Below are 17,936 nucleotides of genomic sequence, written 5' to 3'. Positions count from 1 at the left end.
GTAAGGGAGTTTGCCCAAGTATTTCATGTTTTAAGTATGACAGAAGCGATAAATGATTTTTTTATGTTATTTAAGAAAAAAAGGAGATTATATATGATTTATTATTTTGGCCCTGTATGATACTATTAGAACAGACCTTAAAAATAAGTGTGAGGTGATTGTATGCGGTATATCGTAACGATTTTTTGGACATTCCTATTAGCGCAAATGCTTACATATGTTATTAGTTCTATGAACGGAATAACTTACAGCTTCTCTATGGGAGTAGTGTTAACAGTTGTCTTTTCTGTTGTCATTTTCCTTTTGGCTGCTGTATTGCCAAATGATGAACCGAGTCATGAGGAAGGTTCGCATTAATCTCTAGCTTAATTATCGGGTGAAAGCAGCTGCTTTCACCCTTTTTTATTTTATTTTCTTGTAAGGAAGATGCCATCCTCTGCAGCGTCAATTTCAACGTGATCGTTTTCCTTGACCTTCTCTGCGATTATTTCTCTTGCCAATGCTGTTTCAACCGTTCTTTGCAGGAAACGTCTGAGCGGCCTTGCTCCAAATACAGGGTCGAAGCCATTTACTGCAATATATTCACCGGCACGGTCTGTCATGCTTATGCTGATATGCTGGTCAGAAAGTCTGCTTTGCAATTGACTGATAAGCTTTAAGACAATTTCTTTTATTTCCTTTAATGCCAATGGCTTAAATAAAATAATTTCATCAATCCGATTCAAGAATTCAGGGCGAAAATGTCCTTTTAATTGATTCATGACACCATCTCTGATGTGCTCAGGAATGGAATCGGAATCTTTGCCCTCGAGCAGAAGATGGGAGCCAATATTAGAGGTCATGATAATGACCGTATTCTTAAAATCAACTACCCTTCCTTGTGAATCGGTGATTCTTCCATCATCAAGCACTTGGAGCAGGATGTTGAAAACCTCTGGGTGGGCTTTTTCCACTTCATCCAGCAATACGACACTATAAGGCTTTCTTCTGATTGCCTCGGTTAGCTGTCCGCCTTCTTCGTATCCAACGTACCCTGGAGGTGCTCCAATTAAACGGGAAACAGCATGTTTTTCCATATATTCCGACATATCAATCCGAATGATTTGTTCTTCACTGTCAAACAAACTGGAGGCCAACGCTTTCGCTAGCTCGGTTTTGCCGACACCTGTCGGTCCTAGGAACAAAAACGAACCAATCGGCCTATTTGGATCTTTGATGCCTGCTCGTGCTCTTAATACAGCATCACTGACAAGCTTAACAGCCTCGGCTTGCCCTACCACTCTTTCATGCAGGATGCTTTCAAGACGAAGAAGCTTCTCTCTCTCCTTCTCCATAAGCTTAGTAACAGGAATTCCTGTCCATCTCGCTACAATTGCAGATATCTCCTGCTCTGTTACTTCTTCCCTAAGCAGCCTTTCTCCTTTTTTTGTGCTGGTCTTATTTTCAAGCTGCTCTAATTCTTTCTCTAATGCAGGGATGCTGCCGTGTCTGAGTTCGGCTGCTTTATTTAAGTCATAATTATTTTCTGCTTCTTCCAATTCTCTGCGTTTTCTTTCTAATTCTTCTTTTTTCGCCTGAACATTTAACAGACCTTCTTTTTCAAGCTGCCATTTAGCCTGAAGTGCATTTGCCTTTTCACGCAAATTGGAGACTTCCTTGTTTATCACAAGCAGCCTTTCCTTACTTAGCGGGTCTTCTTCCCCTTTTAAGGCAGCTTCTTCAATCTCTAGCTGCATGATTTTTCTTGTCAGCTCATCGATTTCAATTGGCATAGAATCTATCTCTGTCCTAATCATCGCACAAGCTTCATCTATTAAATCAATTGCTTTATCCGGAAGGAATCTGTCTGTTATATAGCGGTCTGATAAGGTTGCTGCAGCGATAATTGCTCTATCTTGAATAGAAACACCATGGTGTATTTCAAATCTTTCCTTCAGACCTCTAATAATAGATACTGTATCCTCTACCGTCGGCTCAGCAACTAAAACCTGCTGAAATCTTCGCTCTAATGCTGGATCTTTTTCGATATATTGTCGATGTTCATCTAAGGTTGTCGCCCCGATGCAATGAAGCTCACCTCTTGCAAGCATCGGCTTAAGCATGTTTCCCGCATCCATTGCTCCATCTGTTTTTCCTGCGCCGACAATTGTATGAAGCTCATCAATAAACAGGATGATTCTGCCTTCACTATTTTTCACTTCTTGCAGGACCGCTTTAAGCCGCTCCTCGAACTCTCCCCTGAATTTTGCTCCAGCGATAAGGGCACCCATATCTAACGAGAAAATAGTCTTATCTTTCAGTCCTTCAGGTACGTCCTTTCTGACAATTCGCTGAGCAAGACCCTCGACAATCGCCGTTTTGCCGACGCCAGGCTCTCCGATTAATACTGGATTATTCTTTGTTTTTCTCGATAAAATTCTAATAACATGCCTAATTTCATTATCTCTGCCAATGACAGGGTCCACTTTTCCTTCTTTCACATCTGCTACAAGATCCCTGCCGTATTTGGAAAGGGCCTCATAAGATGCTTCTGGGTTTTTACTAGTCACTCTTTGGCTCCCCCTTATATCTTTAATTTTTATTCTGACCTGTTGGCTGTTTATGCCGATTTTATCAAATAGACTGCGCACTGCAGAGTTTCCGACAGCAAAGACAGCGAGCAGTATATGCTCGACTGAAAGATAATCATCACTCCATTTTTCCTGCTCTTTTTCTGCTTCATGCAGGACTTGCTGTAGTGTATTGGTTATATAAATGGAACTAGACTGATTACCGCTAAGTGTAACCTTAGGCTTCTTATCAATTTCCTTCAAAAGCTCCTGCCGTACCAACTCTGTGTCTTTATCCAGTTTTTGCAATACAGAATCCAGCAAATTATCGGGACGCTCTAAAATTGCCAGAAATAGATGAATATCATCTATTTCTTGATGGTTCTGTTTAAGGGCGAATGCTTGGGCATCACTAAAAGCTTGTTGCACTCTTTCCGTCATCATCTCAGGATTCATAAAAAAGCACCTCTTTTGACCATATTTGACCTTTACTTTTATTATAGTATTTCTTCTCCATATGTAAAGCCATCCGAATGATCGGATGGCCATTTTTTATTCATTAAACCCGGCTTAGTTACGGCCTTCTTTGGTATGACCAAAGGCGGTTATGGTTCGATGTTTCTGGGAAACGATCTCCAGCTTTCAATTTCAGTTTTTGGGGATTATTGACATTACTTCCTGTTTCACCGATTTCTATATATACACCGTTATTCGGGGCTTTCTGCCCTGGTCGAAACTGTCTATTTTGTCCCATATAAACCCTCCTAAGCTTTAAAGATCCACAGTGTCTTCCATGAACTGCATTATTATTATTTCCCGTTTTTCCAAGCTAATAACGGAAATTATTAACTTCATTAACGCTAATTTATTATTAGTTTAGTGGAGATAATAAGCATAAAGAAAAAAGCCTATCGAAATAGGCTTTAGAAACTTAACTCAATAATTCAACAAGCAATGCTTTTTGGGCATGCATTCTGTTCCCTGCTTCTTGAAATACGTACGAGTTCGGTCCGTCAATGATTTCAGCTGTTACTTCCTCTTCCCTGTGTGCAGGCAGGCAGTGAAGGAACATGTAATCAGCTTTAGCATGTGCGACGAGCTCTTTATTAACTTGGAAACCTTGGAAATCCTTTAGTCTTTGTTCGTTTTCTTCTTCTTGACCCATGCTGGTCCAAACGTCTGCATAGATAGCATCTGCATCTTTCACTGCTTCCACTGGATCTTGGACAATGGAAACGGCGCTGCCGCTTATCATTGCAAAGCTTTTTGCTAAAGCAACAATTTCCTCGTTCGGCTTATAATTTGCTGGTGTTGCTACAGCGATATCTATTCCAACTTTTGCGCAAGCAATCATGAGCGAATGTGCGACATTATTTCCATCGCCAATATAAGCTAGCTTCAGCCCTTGCAGAGTCCCCTTCACCTCAAGAATAGTCAGCAAATCAGCCAGCGCTTGGCATGGATGATGAAGATCTGTTAATCCATTAATGACAGGGATTGTAGCATGTTCTGCCAATTCTTCGACCGTTTCATGTGCAAATGTTCTAATCATAATCGCATCCACATATTGAGATAAAACCTTTGCCGTATCAGAAATAGGTTCTCCTCTTCCAATTTGCAAGTCGCGGGAGCTTAAGAAAAGGGCCTGCCCCCCGAGCTGAAACATTCCAGTTTCAAAGGAAACTCTTGTTCTTGTTGAGGACTTTTCAAAAATCATTCCCAGCGTTTTTCCTTTTAATGGTGTGATTATTTCTCCATTTAAATGTGCTTCTTTCAATTCCTTCGCTTTATTAACAAGCTCGACAATTGTCTCTGAAGAGTATTCAGCCAATGTGAGTAAGTCTTTGCCCTTCAAGTCTGTTAGTGACGTTAATATCATACGGTGCTCACACCCTTTTTCGATTTATTATGCCATTCATTAATAGATTGGACAGAAATAGAGTCTGCTTTAAAGGACTCAATGAATGCCTCTAAGCTTTCCTGTTGTGTAAATGTAATTAGACGATTTCTTGTTGCTGTTTCACGGAGAAGCTTGTCATCTGCTCCATTTTCTGGGTTATAAAACGCGACTGTTTGGTCTTCAGCCAACAGTGGTCCAGCTTCCTCTGCTGTTTTTACTGTTAATCCAACTGCCTCTGCCTTTTGCTTTATAGCAATGTCGAAGTTGTCAGATTTTATGATAATTTGTTTATTCTCGACTTTTTTCAATGTCGGATGGAATACCTTTTTCAAGCCTTCTGCTATTGAATCTGCAAGAGCAATTCCTTCCCCGGTAGATCTCATTTCCGGACCGACTTTGGAATCAAGTCCTTTGAGAGCATAATTTGAATAAACTGGGTATTTAATGCAGACAAAGTCGAGATCATTCTTGAAGGTTTTCTCTTCTTCTGACAAATTATATTTCCCGAGCAATATTTTTGTCGCAATTTGAACTAATGGGACACCTGTCACCTTGCTGACAATTGGAACGGTTCTGCTTGCACGTGGATTTACTTCTAATACATATACCTTCTCGCCATCAATAATATATTGAATGTTCATAAGACCTTTGTATTTTGTATTGCCGACAATCTTTTTCGCATATGTCAACATTTTGTCTTGTACAGACTCTGTCAGAGTTTGGGCCGGTAGCATCGAAAGACTGTCACCAGAATGGACACCTGTCTTTTCGATATGCTCCATGATTGCTGGAACACATATGTTTTCTCCATCTGCTGCCAAATCCAATTCTGCTTCATACGCCTCTAGGAATTGATCAACAAGGACTGGATAAGGAATGTCTGTTTGCAGATAAGCATTCAAATCATCGTCATTATTGATTCTTTCCATCCCTTTTCCACCGATAACATAGGAAGGTCTAATGAGGACAGGGTAAGTCAATTTATTCACAGCAGTTAGCAAGCCTGCTTCGTCAAAGGCAATATCTCCTTCGATATGAGGAATGCTTTCTTCATCAAGCATTTGATAAAACAGATCTCTGTCTTCTAAAACATCAATTGTTTTGCTGTCTGTGCCGAGAATTTTCACACCGTATTCTTCTAATCCTTTTGCCACATTTATGGCAGTCTGTCCGCCAAGCTGAACGATTGCTTCTTTAATTCCCTCTGAATCTACGACATTCATAATATCTTCGATTGTCAGTGGTTCAAAATACAATCTGTCTGCTGTCGCAAAGTCTGTGCTCACCGTTTCTGGATTATTATTGATGATGATGGTTTCGATATTTTCCTGCTTTAAAGCAAATACACCATGAACAGAGCAGTAATCAAATTCAATCCCTTGACCGATGCGAATCGGACCGCTGCCGATAACAAGCACTTTACGCTTGCTGCTTTCTGTCTGCTCGTTCTCTCCATAATAAGTGGAATAGTAGTAGTTCGTTTTTGCTTCAAATTCTGCTGCACATGTATCAACCATTTTATACACAGGCAATATACCGAGAGCTTTGCGTTTGTTGCGCACATCCTGTTCTGTACACTGCCATGCTGCTGCAAGGAATGCATCGCTGAATCCTTTTTCTTTCCATAACTGCAATGCTTCTTCTCCTGCTTCTTCAAGAGAAGTGGAAAGAATAGCCTTCTCCATCTTTACAAGCCCATGGAAAATCTGTAGGAAGAACAAATCGATTTTCGTTAAGTGATGGATTGCTTCCATCGTTTCTCCTCTGCGGAGCAATTCTAACAACACAAAAAATCTTTCATCTGTTTGATCTTTAGCCTTTGCATACAATTCATCTGTACTTGCAGCAGCTATTCCGGGAACAGTCAAATCATTCCCTTTAATTTCCAAAGATCGAATTGCTTTTAACAGCGCTCTTTCAATATTGCGGTCAATTCCCATAACTTCTCCAGTTGCCTTCATCTGTGTTCCCAGCTTTCTAGTAACACTTGGGAACTTGTCAAATGGCCATTTTGGAAATTTAACAACTGCATAATCAAGAGCTGGTTCAAAGCTCGCAAACGTATCTCCTGTAACTGGGTTCACGATTTCATTAAGTGTATAACCAACCGCCAATTTCGCTGCCATTCTGGCAATCGGGTACCCTGTCGCCTTTGAAGCAAGTGCTGACGATCTGCTGACCCGTGGATTGACTTCAATCAAATAATACTTCTTGCTGTTCGGATCAAGAGCAAACTGAATATTGCAGCCGCCGATAATTCCTAAGGCAGAAATAATTTTAATAGAAGCAGAGCGAAGCATTTGGTATTCTACATCCGTCAATGTCTGTGAAGGAGCAACAACGATACTGTCACCTGTATGGATACCGACTGGGTCAATATTTTCCATATTACAAATCGTGATACATGTATTCATGCTGTCACGCATTACCTCATATTCGACTTCCTTAAAGCCAGCAATGCTTCTTTCCACTAGACATTGGCCGATGGCACTTTCTTTAAGACCGCCGCTGACAAGTCTTTTAAACTCCTCCATATCGTCAGCAATTCCGCCGCCTGTTCCTCCTAAAGTGTAAGCAGGGCGTACGATAATGGGGAATCCAATTTCTTCCGCAAACTCAATTGCTTCTTCTACTAAATGAACGATTTTGCTTTCTGGAACTGGTTCATTCAATTCATACATGAGCTGGCGGAATGCTTCACGATCCTCTCCCTTTTTAATGGATTCAATCGAGCTTCCTAACAGCTTAACATCGTATTTTTCAAGGATTCCTTGTTCACTTAATTGGAAGGCAAGATTTAAACCTGTTTGCCCGCCTAATGTTGCAAGCAAGCCATCAGGCTGTTCCTTTGCAATAATCATTTCCAATACATCTGGAGTAAGCGGTTCGAAATAAATCGAATCTGCAAAGGTTTGATCTGTCATGATGGTCGCTGGATTATTATTGACAAGGATGACCTGGTAGCCCTCCTCCTTTAATGCCATGCATGCTTGTGTGCCAGCATAATCAAACTCTGCCGCTTGCCCAATAACAATAGGGCCTGAACCAATTACTAATATTTTTTTAATACTGTTGTCTTTAGGCATATGCAAAAACTCTCCCATTGTTTGCTTTAACATTTTCTATAAATTCATCAAATATATAATGGCCCTCTGAAGGTCCAGGATTTGCTTCCGGATGGAACTGCACTGTCTGCAAAGGATACACATTATGTGTCATACCTTCGACAGAATTATCATGCAAGTTAAAGAATCTTGCCTCACAGCCAGTGTTTGCTAGACTGCCTTCTTCCACCACATAGCTGTGGTTTTGTGAGGACATAATCACTTTGTTATTTCGCTTATCATAAACAGGATGATTTGCCCCTCTGTGTCCGAATGACAGCTTTGTTGTGTCACCGCCAAGAGCTAATGCTGCCAGCTGGTGACCAAGGCAAATTCCTAATGTAGGATAAGCTTGAATTAACTGTTTTATAGTCGGCAATACACTCGTTAGCTCTTTGGGATCTCCAGGTCCGTTTGACAACAAAATTCCATCTGGCTGCAGTTTCTTAACTGCTTCAAATGCTGTGTCATAAGGTACGACGGTTACCTTACAGCCTCTCTCCACAAGGGCATCGAGCATGCTTTCCTTTTTGCCGAAATCGACCAGCACGATATGGTAGTCGCCTTCGCTGTATGTTTGCTGTGCCTTTTCTGACACTTTCGGTACCTTCGAATCCTTTATTAATGAGAAGCCTGCTTTATCAACTTCCCCGTTTCCTGAAAGAATGGCAGGCATGGAGCCTTCCGTACGGATGTTCTTCACGATTGATCTTGTATCAACATGGCTCAGCAAAGGAATATCCCATTTTTCCAAATATTCAGCAAGTGAATGTTGTGACTGATAATGATAAGCCTGCTTGTTTGCTTCATAAACGATTACACCTTTAACATGCGGCTTTTTACTCTCAAAATCTTCTTTGTTAATGCCATAGTTTCCTATAAGCGGATACGTAAAGACGATGATTTGATCTTTATAAGAAGGATCTGTTAAAACCTCCTGATATCCTGTCATTCCTGTAAAGAAGACGATTTCTCCACAAATTTCTTCCATTGCGTTTGTAACGAATTTTCCTTTATATTTCGCTCCATTGCTTAAATGCAAGTATCCTTCCATCTTTAGCACACCTCTATAAGTCTTGTATATTTATTTTAAATTTCTTATAATTATACATCACACTGCAAAAAAATACATCTTAAATTGCAATATTGCTGTAAATTTTTAGTTTGCTTGCTAATATTTCTACTGCTTCCTTTAACTGTTCTGTAGTTATATTCAAGCTTGGTAAAAGTCGTATTACCTTTTCTCCTGCATTCAGAACAATCAAGCCCGATTCTCTTAAGTCACTAAGCACATTGGCTACAGGTACTTCAAGTTCAATTCCTATCATCAAACCTAATCCGCGGATATCCTTTACCGCTGTATTTTCCTTCAGATTTTCTGTTAACAGGCTAATAAGAAATTCGCTTTTTTGCTCTACTTCTTGCAGAAAGCTTTCTTCAAAAATAATCTCCATTGTTTTTGTCGCTGCTGCCATTGCCAGAGGATTGCCTCCAAATGTAGTGCCATGACTTCCAGGTCCAAAAAATTCTACTAATTCTTGTTTCGCTGCAATTGCTCCGACTGGAAGGCCATTTGCTAACCCTTTAGCCGATGTGATGATATCGGGATTTAAGGAAAAATGCTGAAATGCAAATGGTTTTCCTGTTCTGCCGATTCCTGTTTGAATCTCATCTATGATTAACAATGCACCTTTGCTTTTTGCTAGCGCTTCTGCTTCTTGCAGAAATTCTTGACTAGCTACATGAATGCCGCCTTCACCTTGAACAATCTCAAGCATGACTGCCGCAACTTCATCTGTCAGCACAGCTTTTAATGCATCTATATCGTTAAATGGCACATATACGAACGTTTCAAGCATTGGACCAAAGCCATGCTTAATTTTCTCTTGCCCTGTTGCCGACATTGCTGCAAAGGTTCTGCCGTGGAAGGACTGCTCAAATGTGATAATTTTTGTTTTGCCGGTAGCTTTTCTTGCAAGCTTGATTGCTGCTTCATTTGCTTCTGCACCACTGTTGGCAAAGAATACTGCATCCATTGAACTTGCTTTCGCCAATGCTTCGGCTGCTTTTTCCTGTATTTCTACCGGGAAAAGATTAGAAACATGCCAGAATTTTTCCAGTTGTGCTTCAACTGCTGCCTTTACCTCTTCATGGCAATGGCCGAGATTGCAAACACCGATACCTGCAGTAAGATCCAAATATTTCTTACCTTCTGTACTGTACATATAGCTTCCTTTAGCTGATGCTGGCTCAATTTCCCATTTAGAATAAGTAGGAAATAAATGACTCATTTACATAACCTCCGCTTTCGCTACAATTTTTGTTCCGTTCCATCTCTCATCTGCATAAAATTCTTTTTTTCCTGATACGATCATGGCACTGTTTAAGCCACTGTCAATAGCAGCTAACGCCGAAGTAACTTTCGGGACCATACCTCCTGTAATCTGCCCTTGTTCAATATACTGCAGCACTTCTTCTTTTCCTATTAAACTGGCAATATCTCCATCAATGATAATGCCGTCTACGTCTGTTACAAAAAGACATTGCTCAACCTTTAAGCTTTTAGCAACAGCTGAAGCAGCATAATCTGCATTAATGTTCAGCTTAATGCCTTCTGCTGTAATTCCAAGGGGAGTCACAACTGGAATATAGCCTTCTTCTAACAGTCTTAAGATTAGCTTATTGTTTACTTCCTCCACATTGCCAACAAACCCAAGATTTTCTTCATCGATAATACTTGCTGTAAGACAGTTGTCATCCGTTCCGTTTAAGCCGACTGCATAAAGATTATTCTTCCTTAATAAATCGACCAGTTTCCTGTTGGTTTTTCCAGAAAGGACCATCTCCACAACTGCAAGGGCCTCTTTTGTTGTTTTTCGCAGCCCATTATGAAATTCGGCTTTTACAGATAATAAATCAAGCATTTCATTGATGTCAGGGCCGCCGCCGTGGACAAATATAATGTGAAAGCCATCTTGTTGCAGTTTTTTTATGCTGGTGAAGAATCCTTCGGAAAGCTGATCAATGACGCTTCCTCCACATTTAATAAGTATTGTCTTCATCACGTGCACACTCCTATGTTCGATAGCTTGCATTGATTTTGACATAATCATAGGACAGGTCGCATCCCCATGCTGTTCCTTGTTTGTCGCCATTATGCAAATCAACATGAACTTGAATATAGTCCTTGCTCAAATAGTCAATTGCTTCTTCTTCCGAAAAGCTTTGCGGCTCACTGTTCTTCAGCATAGTAATCGGTCCGATTGCAATATCTACAGAAGCTGGGTTTACATCCGTTTTCGTTTGGCCGATAGCTGTAATGATTCTGCCCCAGTTTGCATCAGATCCATACATCGCTGTTTTCACGAGGTTGGAACCGACAATCTGTTTAGAAATAACTCTTGCTTCTTCCTCTGTCTTACAGCCCTTCACATTTACTTCGATTAATTTCGTAGCACCCTCGCCATCTTTGGCAATTTGCTTTGCAAGACTTTCACATGAAGCAGATAACAAGTCAACAAATACAGGATAATCAGGGTGGTCTAAAGTAAGCTCTTCATTTTTTGCACATCCGTTTGCCATTACAAGCACTGTATCGTTTGTGGATGTATCTCCATCAACAGTGATTTGATTAAAGGATGTTGGAATCACTGTACTTAATGCTGTCTGCAGCACATCTGAAGATATATTCGCATCTGTTGTCAGGAAGCCAAGCATTGTCGCCATATTAGGATGAATCATGCCAGATCCTTTGGCAGCTCCGCCGATAGTAACTGTCTTGCCACCAATTTCAGCTGTAAAGCAGCATTTTTTCATGACTAAATCTGTTGTTAAAATAGCCTCTTGGAAACTGTCTGCATCCTCTTGTGTATTTCCAAAGATAAGCTGACTGATTCCTGCTTCGATTTTATCCATCTTCAAGTATTCGCCTATAACACCCGTTGAGGAAACAGCTACATACTCTTGTTTTGTTCCGAGATGATTTGCCAGCAATTCGCGCATTTTATAAGCATCAATTAAGCCTTTTTCACCAGTACAGGCATTTGCACAGGCGCTGTTAACAACAACTGCTTGAATGAGCTTTTCTGATTTAATAGACTCCTGCGTCACCTTTAGCGGCGCTGCTTGGAAATGACTCATTGTGTAAACTGCTGCACAGCTTGCAGGTACTTCGCTCACAATCGCTCCCAAATCTTTTTTATTGTAACGCAGCCCAGCGTGCAAACCTGCCGCTTTAAAACCAGCTGGTGTGACAATGCTGCCATTCACTAGTTCTTTTATTTGAGAGGTTTGCTCTCCATTTGATACAACCTGCATAAATACTCCTCCTTATGGATACATCGGCACAAAATTCAAGCCCGTACATTCATCCAAGCCGAACATAATGTTCGCGTTTTGTACTGCTTGCCCTGCAGCGCCTTTCATTAAATTGTCAATTACTGATATAATAGTTAGTCTTTTAGTTCTTTCATCAAGATGAATGCCGATATCGCAATAGTTGGAACCATTAACCTCTTTAATGGAAGGATAATTACCTATTGGCCTCACCCGCACGAAAGGTTTGTCTTTATATGCCTCCATAAACAGTTCATGTATTTGCTCTGCTGTATTTTCTTCCTTTAGAGAAGCATAAATAGTCGCCATAATTCCTCTGTTTACAGGAAGCAAATGTGTCGAAAAAGTAACAGGACGGATAGAGTCATTCCAGTCTGTCAGCTGCTGCTCTATTTCAGGAATATGCTGATGTTCATTCACTTTATATATCTTTAAATTTTCATTCATTTCTGCAAGCATAGTCCCCCTAGACGGTGTCCTGCCTGCACCAGAGATTCCTGATTTCGCATCAATTATGATGCTGTCCGGCTTAACAAGATTTTCTTTAATAACAGGTGCTAACCCAAGCAATGTTGCAGTCGGATAACAACCCGGATTAGATAACCAATCTGCCTTTGCGATTTTTTCTTTATTCCACTCAGACAAACCATAGACAAACTTGCTGACCACTTCACTAGAAGCTGGCTGTTTTTTATACCAGTTCTGATAATCATCTAAATTTCGAAGACGCATGTCACCAGATAAATCAACGATCTTGATTGGTTTATCTGCAAAATCACTAATAAGTTTGCTTGATACACCAGACGGCGTAGCAAAAAAGACAACATCACAATTCTCTGCAATAAGAGAGGAATCTACTTTTTCTAATTTATTTTCAACGATGCCATATAAATGGGGATATTCATTCCATACAGGGACTTCATCCCTTGTTGTATGGACAGAGTGAATAGAAAATTCAGGGTGATTAGCTAAAACCCTCATCAATTCAGCTCCGCCATATCCAGTTGTGCCGATAATTGCAGCTTTCATCATTTCCTCCTTCTACAGGAAACTCTGTATATTTAATCATTTTTATTTATAAATATTAATATTCGATTCTCTTATTATAAAAACTTAGCATTATAAAATCAACCGTTTTTCAAAAAAGAATTAATTTTCTATTTTCTTTACTAATGATATGTGCCATGGTGTTGTCTTGCCCTTTCTTTTTACATAAAAAAAGAAAAACACCTATTCTTAAAAAGAACAGGTGTTTTAACGTTATTTATCAATTAACATTTCCTTCTAACATTATCACTTGCACACGATCTCCGGCCTTGTAGCCAGTTTGTCCTCCTGGCAGGACAGTCAACGCATTAGCATGGCTAAGGCTGCTGACAATATTGGACTTATCTGTCCCGCTTGGTCCAGTATATAATACATCTTCATCCAGGAAGGTTCTGCTTCTAATAAATCTTGTGAACGCATTGGAAGTCAGGAAATCCGCTGTCAGTTTGGCAGTCGCAGTTGGCAAATGCGGTTTTTCTGCAAACAGCATCGTTCTGACAATTGGCCGGGCAAAAAGCTCAAAGCCGACGAAACATGCAGATGGATTTCCAGAAAGGCCAAACAGAAGCTTGCCATCAAGGCTTGCCACTGTAGTCACACTGCCTGGGCGCATGGCAATCTTGTTAAAAAGCACTTCTGCTCCTAATTTCTGATAAATAACGGGCAGCAGATCAAAATCACCGACAGAAACGCCTCCCGTTGTTACTAGAATATCGACAGCATTTAAGCTCTCTTTAATAGCTTCATAGCTATCTTCCAATATATCTGCAAGCTTCCCAAAATATACAGCTTCAGCTCCAGCCTGCTTAATTTGTGCCATTACCATATAAGCATTGCTGTTCCTGATTTTGCCCTCCTCTAAAGGTTCATTAACCTCAAGCAGTTCACTTCCTGTTGCGAAAACGCCGATTTTTGGTTTTTTCGCAACAGGTACTTGCTCATAGCCGAATGTTGCCAACAGAGCAACAATACCAGGGTTAATTTTCGTTCCTTTTTGTACAAGGACTTCGCCCTCTTGTACATCCTCCCCTTTAAAAGAGATGTTTTCCCCCATTTGCACTTGCTTAGTAACAGTTATATACGGTTTGCCGTCAACTGAAGATTCAGCCACATCCTCCAGCATGACAACAGCATCACAATCCTTAGGCAGCATTGCTCCTGTCATGATTCTGACAGCCTCGTTCTTGCCGATGTTTTTTTTGCATACATACCCTGCACCAATTTCGTCGATTACTTCCAAGATGAGTGGATTTTCCTCTGTACAGCAAGCACTAGCCTTTGATAGAAATGCATATCCATCATATGCGCTTCTATCAAACCTTGGAATATCGTGGTCGGCCTTTATGTCTTCTGCCAGAAATCGGTCACTGCTGTCAAAGATCGAAACATATTCCGTTTTCCCCGCCAGCTTACAATCCATTACTTTCTTTACTGCTTCCTCCACCGCTATCGGAGTTCTTCTTTCCACCATCTCATTTCCCTCTTCTCTAACCGCCAATATAGGACATTTCTATCTTACTGTTGCTTCCCTTTGCCTCAGCTGTTCGCAAATCAGAATATCTGTCTGCTCTTGCTTGCCATATACTTTTAATATAATTCAGCAGTTCCTCATCTGCAGCGCCGTTTCTTATGAAGGATTTTAAGTCATGACCATTACCATTAAACAGGCAAGTATATAATTTTCCGTCTGCTGATATCCGTGATCTTGTGCAGCTTGAACAAAAAGATTCTGTCACAGAAGTAATGAATCCGACATATGTACTGCTTCCTTTATATAAATACTTTTTTGCCACTTCCCCATAATAATCAGGCTCTGCTTCTATTAATTCAAACTCTGTTTTTAATATATCTATGATTTCCTTTTTTGAAACAACTTCATCCCATTTCCAGCCATTCGTGCTGCCAACATCCATATATTCAATGAAACGCAGCTCAATCTCCTCTTCTCGGCAAAACTTCGCCATCGGAATAATTTCTGACTCATTCAGTCCCTTTTTGACGACCATATTGATCTTAACTCCAAGCCCGGCTCCTTTAGCTGCTTCAATCCCCTTTTTAACAGGATTGGTACCAACATTTCTGCCATTAATACTCCCAAACAGCTCATCATTCAAACTGTCTAGGCTGATATTAACACGTTGTAAGCCCGCCTCTTTAAGTGCTTTAGCATGCCGCGGCAAAAAAATTCCATTTGTCGTTAAAGCAATATCCTTGAGTCCGTCAATCTGCATGAGTTTTTCGATGAACAAGTGGAGATCCTTCCGAAGCAAAGGCTCCCCTCCAGTCAGGCGGATTTTCTCCACACCAAGTGACACAAAAGTCTTGGCCAACCGCTCCAGCTCAGTGAATGAAAGCAGTTCTCCTTGCGACAGAAAGGCATAATCCTTCCCAAATATTTCTGCAGGCATGCAATAACTGCAGCGCAAATTACAACGGTCAATCACACTTATTCTCAAATCTCTGAGCGGCCTATTAAGCAAATCCTTCATTTGATGACAGTCACCTCCGGATTATTATATTCGCCGAATATTCCAAAAAAATATAATAAAATAAGGGAGACATCTCTCCCTTACGACATTCTTATTGCACGCCTAATGCGATTTTTGCATATCTTGACATTCTGTCTTTCGTCCATGCTGGCGTCCAGACAATGTTTACTTCAGTTTCCTTTACTTCAGGTATGTCTGTCAATGCTGCTTTAACTTGATCAACAATTACTCCTGCAAGCGGACATCCCATTGCTGTAAGTGTCATCGTTACTGTGAGCACCCCTGATTCATTCAAGTCAAGGTCATATACTAGACCAAGATTAACAATATCCACACCTAATTCTGGGTCGATTACAAGCTCTAATGCACCCATAATATTATCTTTTAATGCTTCTTCCATTTTACACCCACTCCTTTATACTTCTTTATATAACAGACCCCATCTATTGGATCTTATTTCCTTCTTACATACTTCTATCTTATCATAACAGAGATTAACTATAGAGAAAAAGAATTCGCATAATCTAGAGCTAAAATAACCGTTTTTTACAAGGAGGCCTGATTTTGCAGGAACTCCTCAAACCATTCAATCGTTCTCAGCATCGCCTTTCTGCTCACCTTATGGCCTGTATGTTCTTCCGTAATATAAGATAGTTTCTCTGGTGTTTCTTCATATAATGGAAGAATTGTTTCATAAAACTGGCGGGAATACATATATGGCACCGTTTCATCCTTCTTTCCATGCCAGAACAGCAACGGTCTGTTTTCCAGCTTTTCAGGCTGTTTGCTTAAATCAAGTTCTCCAAGCCTTTTCAAAAGCCTATCAATTTCCTCTTCAGAAAGTGGAAGCTCATAACCCCGTTTCTTTACTTCCTGAATCGTGTAATTTGCGAACTTCTCATAATACGGCATCCCCATCAGACAAACAGCAGTTTTAATCCATGGATAGCGGCTTAAGGCACCTAATGTAACAATTCCGCCCATGCTTGTTCCAACAAGACCAATTTTATCTTCTTGTATAAGTCCTTTTGCTTCAAAATAATGCTTAACATGCTCAATGTCTTCGATTGTTTGCAGCACAATATCCCAAAACTGCATATTCAGCTGCATTCCTGACAGATTTGCCTCTCTTTCGCCATGATAAAGGGCATCAGGCAGAACAATTCGAAATCCTTTTTCTGCTAGGTTATAAGCAAAATGGAGATTATGCTCCTTAGCACTCGTAAAGCCATGTATAAATTGGATAAAAGGAAGGGGCTGATCATAACTTTCTTTTGCGACAATATGCAGGATTGGTACGTCATTAATTTTTATTTTTTCGATAATAATCATTTATATGCCTTCCTTTGCTTATATTTTTTTGAAAATCCTTTTTTATTGCGTTAACATATAATTAAAAGCAAGCTAGCAAGCTTTTATGGTTAGCTATACAAGTTCTTTATTGATTCTTAACATTTGAGCATTACAATAAATGCATATATTCCAATCATCAACGATATGTATAAACTAAGACTTAGCATTATTAAGTTTATCACGAAGTCTTTCTATTTACTAAATATTGCTACTTAAAAAGCTGATGGTGACTCACCATTAACTTTTTATAAATAATATAAACAAACATTTAAGGAGAAATTATGACAGAAAAACATCTAATTGCTTTAGACCTTGATGGAACATTACTTAAAAACAATAAGACGATTTCCCCTTTAACAAAAAAAGTAATCGCAAAAGCAAAAGAAGCCGGTCATATTGTAATGATTGCAACTGGAAGACCTTATCGGGCAAGTGAAGCTATCTATAAAGAATTGGATTTGGATACACCAATTGTCAATTTTAACGGTGCTTTCATCCACCATCCTCGCTCACAAGAATGGGGCGTTTATCATTCTCCATTAGATATCGCTACTGTGAAAGACATTGTAGAGGCTTGTGATAATTTTGACTATCATAATATCGTTGCAGAAGTAATCGATGATATATATTTTCATTATCATGATGATAAATTGCTTGATATCTTCTCATTAGGAAATCCGAAAACGACTACAGGCAATTTGTTGGAATTCTTAGAAGCACCGCCAACATGCTTGCTTATCCATGCCGAAGAAAAGGATGTAGTTAAAATACGTAAGCATTTAACTGATGTTCATGCCGATTTAATTGACCACCGTCGTTGGGGAGATCCTTACCATATAATCGAAATTGTCAGGACAGGCCTCAGCAAAGCTGTCGGACTGCAAAAGGTTTCTGATTATTACAATATTCCGCAGAAGAATATTATTGCTTTCGGTGATGAAGATAATGACTTTGAGATGATTGAATATGCAGGAGTCGGCGTAGCGATGGGAAATGGCTTGCAGGAATTAAAATCACGGGCTAACCATATAACATTGACAAACGAAGAAGACGGCATCGCTGTGTTTTTAAATGATTATTTAAATTTACAAGCACTATGATAAATACAAAGAGCCTGGTAACAGGCTCTTTTTTTGGTTAACATTACCGCCTATTTAAT

General features: G+C 39.9%; 15 protein-coding genes. 2 read left to right on the top strand and 13 right to left on the bottom strand.

The features are described from left to right. The first annotated feature begins 162 nt into the window (after positions 1-162). Positions 163-357 carry a YjzD family protein gene (locus ACLIJJ_RS06210; RefSeq protein WP_233316702.1) on the top strand — a complete coding sequence of 65 codons (195 nt, stop codon included), beginning with the start codon at positions 163-165 and terminating at the stop codon, positions 355-357. 50 nt (positions 358-407) lie between these two features. Here ACLIJJ_RS06210 and clpB read toward each other — a convergent pair whose 3' ends face one another. From clpB to ACLIJJ_RS06145, 13 genes are all read right to left on the bottom strand, one after another. Then, positions 408-3,005: an ATP-dependent chaperone ClpB gene (clpB, locus tag ACLIJJ_RS06205; RefSeq protein WP_233316701.1), complete on the bottom strand. Its 2,598-nt coding sequence runs from the start codon at positions 3,003-3,005 to the stop codon at positions 408-410. Between the two features lie 118 nt (positions 3,006-3,123). Continuing rightward, positions 3,124-3,303 (bottom strand): YjzC family protein, encoded by a 180-nt coding sequence (locus tag ACLIJJ_RS06200; RefSeq protein ID WP_127735956.1) that lies wholly within the window; start codon positions 3,301-3,303, stop codon positions 3,124-3,126. A gap of 177 nt (positions 3,304-3,480) precedes the next feature. Next, positions 3,481-4,428, bottom strand: a complete 948-nt coding sequence (gene argF / locus ACLIJJ_RS06195) for an ornithine carbamoyltransferase (RefSeq protein WP_233316700.1) — start codon at positions 4,426-4,428, stop codon at positions 3,481-3,483. Further along, positions 4,425-7,535 (bottom strand): carbamoyl-phosphate synthase (glutamine-hydrolyzing) large subunit, encoded by a 3,111-nt coding sequence (carB, locus tag ACLIJJ_RS06190; RefSeq protein ID WP_233316699.1) that lies wholly within the window; start codon positions 7,533-7,535, stop codon positions 4,425-4,427. Before carB ends, argF begins: the two co-directional genes overlap by 4 nt. After that, positions 7,528-8,607 carry a carbamoyl phosphate synthase small subunit gene (locus ACLIJJ_RS06185; RefSeq protein ID WP_233316698.1) on the bottom strand — a complete coding sequence of 360 codons (1,080 nt, stop codon included), beginning with the start codon at positions 8,605-8,607 and terminating at the stop codon, positions 7,528-7,530. Before ACLIJJ_RS06185 ends, carB begins: the two co-directional genes overlap by 8 nt. A 79-nt stretch (positions 8,608-8,686) precedes the next feature. Beyond that, positions 8,687-9,844 (bottom strand): acetylornithine transaminase, encoded by a 1,158-nt coding sequence (argD, locus tag ACLIJJ_RS06180; protein WP_233316697.1) that lies wholly within the window; start codon positions 9,842-9,844, stop codon positions 8,687-8,689. Then, the gene (gene argB, locus ACLIJJ_RS06175) at positions 9,845-10,615 is read right to left on the bottom strand and encodes an acetylglutamate kinase (RefSeq protein ID WP_233316696.1); all 771 of its coding nucleotides are present in this window, start codon (positions 10,613-10,615) and stop codon (positions 9,845-9,847) included. A 13-nt stretch (positions 10,616-10,628) separates the two neighbouring features. Then, complete coding sequence (gene argJ, locus ACLIJJ_RS06170) at positions 10,629-11,870, bottom strand: bifunctional ornithine acetyltransferase/N-acetylglutamate synthase (protein WP_237940931.1); 1,242 nt, start codon at positions 11,868-11,870, stop codon at positions 10,629-10,631. A gap of 12 nt (positions 11,871-11,882) precedes the next feature. Then, positions 11,883-12,917 carry an N-acetyl-gamma-glutamyl-phosphate reductase gene (gene argC / locus ACLIJJ_RS06165; RefSeq protein ID WP_233316806.1) on the bottom strand — a complete coding sequence of 345 codons (1,035 nt, stop codon included), beginning with the start codon at positions 12,915-12,917 and terminating at the stop codon, positions 11,883-11,885. A gap of 238 nt (positions 12,918-13,155) precedes the next feature. Continuing rightward, on the bottom strand, positions 13,156-14,406 hold the full coding sequence (locus ACLIJJ_RS06160) for a molybdopterin molybdotransferase MoeA (protein WP_411410808.1): 1,251 nt from the start codon (positions 14,404-14,406) through the stop codon (positions 13,156-13,158). Between the two features lie 16 nt (positions 14,407-14,422). Further along, on the bottom strand, positions 14,423-15,424 hold the full coding sequence (moaA, locus tag ACLIJJ_RS06155) for a GTP 3',8-cyclase MoaA (protein ID WP_411410667.1): 1,002 nt from the start codon (positions 15,422-15,424) through the stop codon (positions 14,423-14,425). 91 nt (positions 15,425-15,515) lie between these two features. Beyond that, the gene (locus ACLIJJ_RS06150) at positions 15,516-15,824 is read right to left on the bottom strand and encodes a metal-sulfur cluster assembly factor (protein ID WP_233316692.1); all 309 of its coding nucleotides are present in this window, start codon (positions 15,822-15,824) and stop codon (positions 15,516-15,518) included. A gap of 146 nt (positions 15,825-15,970) precedes the next feature. Beyond that, on the bottom strand, positions 15,971-16,756 hold the full coding sequence (locus ACLIJJ_RS06145) for an alpha/beta fold hydrolase (protein WP_237940927.1): 786 nt from the start codon (positions 16,754-16,756) through the stop codon (positions 15,971-15,973). A gap of 302 nt (positions 16,757-17,058) precedes the next feature. Here ACLIJJ_RS06145 and ACLIJJ_RS06140 point away from each other — a divergent pair, with 302 nt between their 5' ends. Beyond that, positions 17,059-17,877 carry a Cof-type HAD-IIB family hydrolase gene (locus ACLIJJ_RS06140; protein ID WP_245399840.1) on the top strand — a complete coding sequence of 273 codons (819 nt, stop codon included), beginning with the start codon at positions 17,059-17,061 and terminating at the stop codon, positions 17,875-17,877. Positions 17,878-17,936 lie beyond the last annotated feature (59 nt).

It is taken from the genome of Niallia laureatilytica (genome assembly GCF_046613985.1).
GTDB lineage: Bacteria > Bacillota > Bacilli > Bacillales > Cytobacillaceae > Niallia.
Note: the sequence above shows the minus strand (reverse complement) of the source record. Positions and strands in the feature narration are given on the sequence as shown.

Coding starts and splice junctions, on each gene's coding strand:
- argJ (WP_237940931.1), bottom strand. CDS start 11,870: ATGCAGGTTGTATCAAATGGAGAGCAAACCTCTCAAATAAAAGAACTA.
- ACLIJJ_RS06150 (WP_233316692.1), bottom strand. CDS start 15,824: ATGGAAGAAGCATTAAAAGATAATATTATGGGTGCATTAGAGCTTGTA.
- ACLIJJ_RS06185 (WP_233316698.1), bottom strand. CDS start 8,607: ATGGAAGGATACTTGCATTTAAGCAATGGAGCGAAATATAAAGGAAAA.
- argB (WP_233316696.1), bottom strand. CDS start 10,615: ATGAAGACAATACTTATTAAATGTGGAGGAAGCGTCATTGATCAGCTT.
- ACLIJJ_RS06140 (WP_245399840.1), top strand. CDS start 17,059: ATGACAGAAAAACATCTAATTGCTTTAGACCTTGATGGAACATTACTT.
- carB (WP_233316699.1), bottom strand. CDS start 7,535: ATGCCTAAAGACAACAGTATTAAAAAAATATTAGTAATTGGTTCAGGC.
- ACLIJJ_RS06200 (WP_127735956.1), bottom strand. CDS start 3,303: ATGGGACAAAATAGACAGTTTCGACCAGGGCAGAAAGCCCCGAATAAC.
- argC (WP_233316806.1), bottom strand. CDS start 12,917: ATGAAAGCTGCAATTATCGGCACAACTGGATATGGCGGAGCTGAATTG.
- moaA (WP_411410667.1), bottom strand. CDS start 15,424: ATGAAGGATTTGCTTAATAGGCCGCTCAGAGATTTGAGAATAAGTGTG.
- ACLIJJ_RS06160 (WP_411410808.1), bottom strand. CDS start 14,406: ATGGTGGAAAGAAGAACTCCGATAGCGGTGGAGGAAGCAGTAAAGAAA.
- argF (WP_233316700.1), bottom strand. CDS start 4,428: ATGATATTAACGTCACTAACAGACTTGAAGGGCAAAGACTTACTCACA.
- clpB (WP_233316701.1), bottom strand. CDS start 3,005: ATGAATCCTGAGATGATGACGGAAAGAGTGCAACAAGCTTTTAGTGAT.
- ACLIJJ_RS06145 (WP_237940927.1), bottom strand. CDS start 16,756: ATGATTATTATCGAAAAAATAAAAATTAATGACGTACCAATCCTGCAT.
- ACLIJJ_RS06210 (WP_233316702.1), top strand. CDS start 163: ATGCGGTATATCGTAACGATTTTTTGGACATTCCTATTAGCGCAAATG.
- argD (WP_233316697.1), bottom strand. CDS start 9,844: ATGAGTCATTTATTTCCTACTTATTCTAAATGGGAAATTGAGCCAGCA.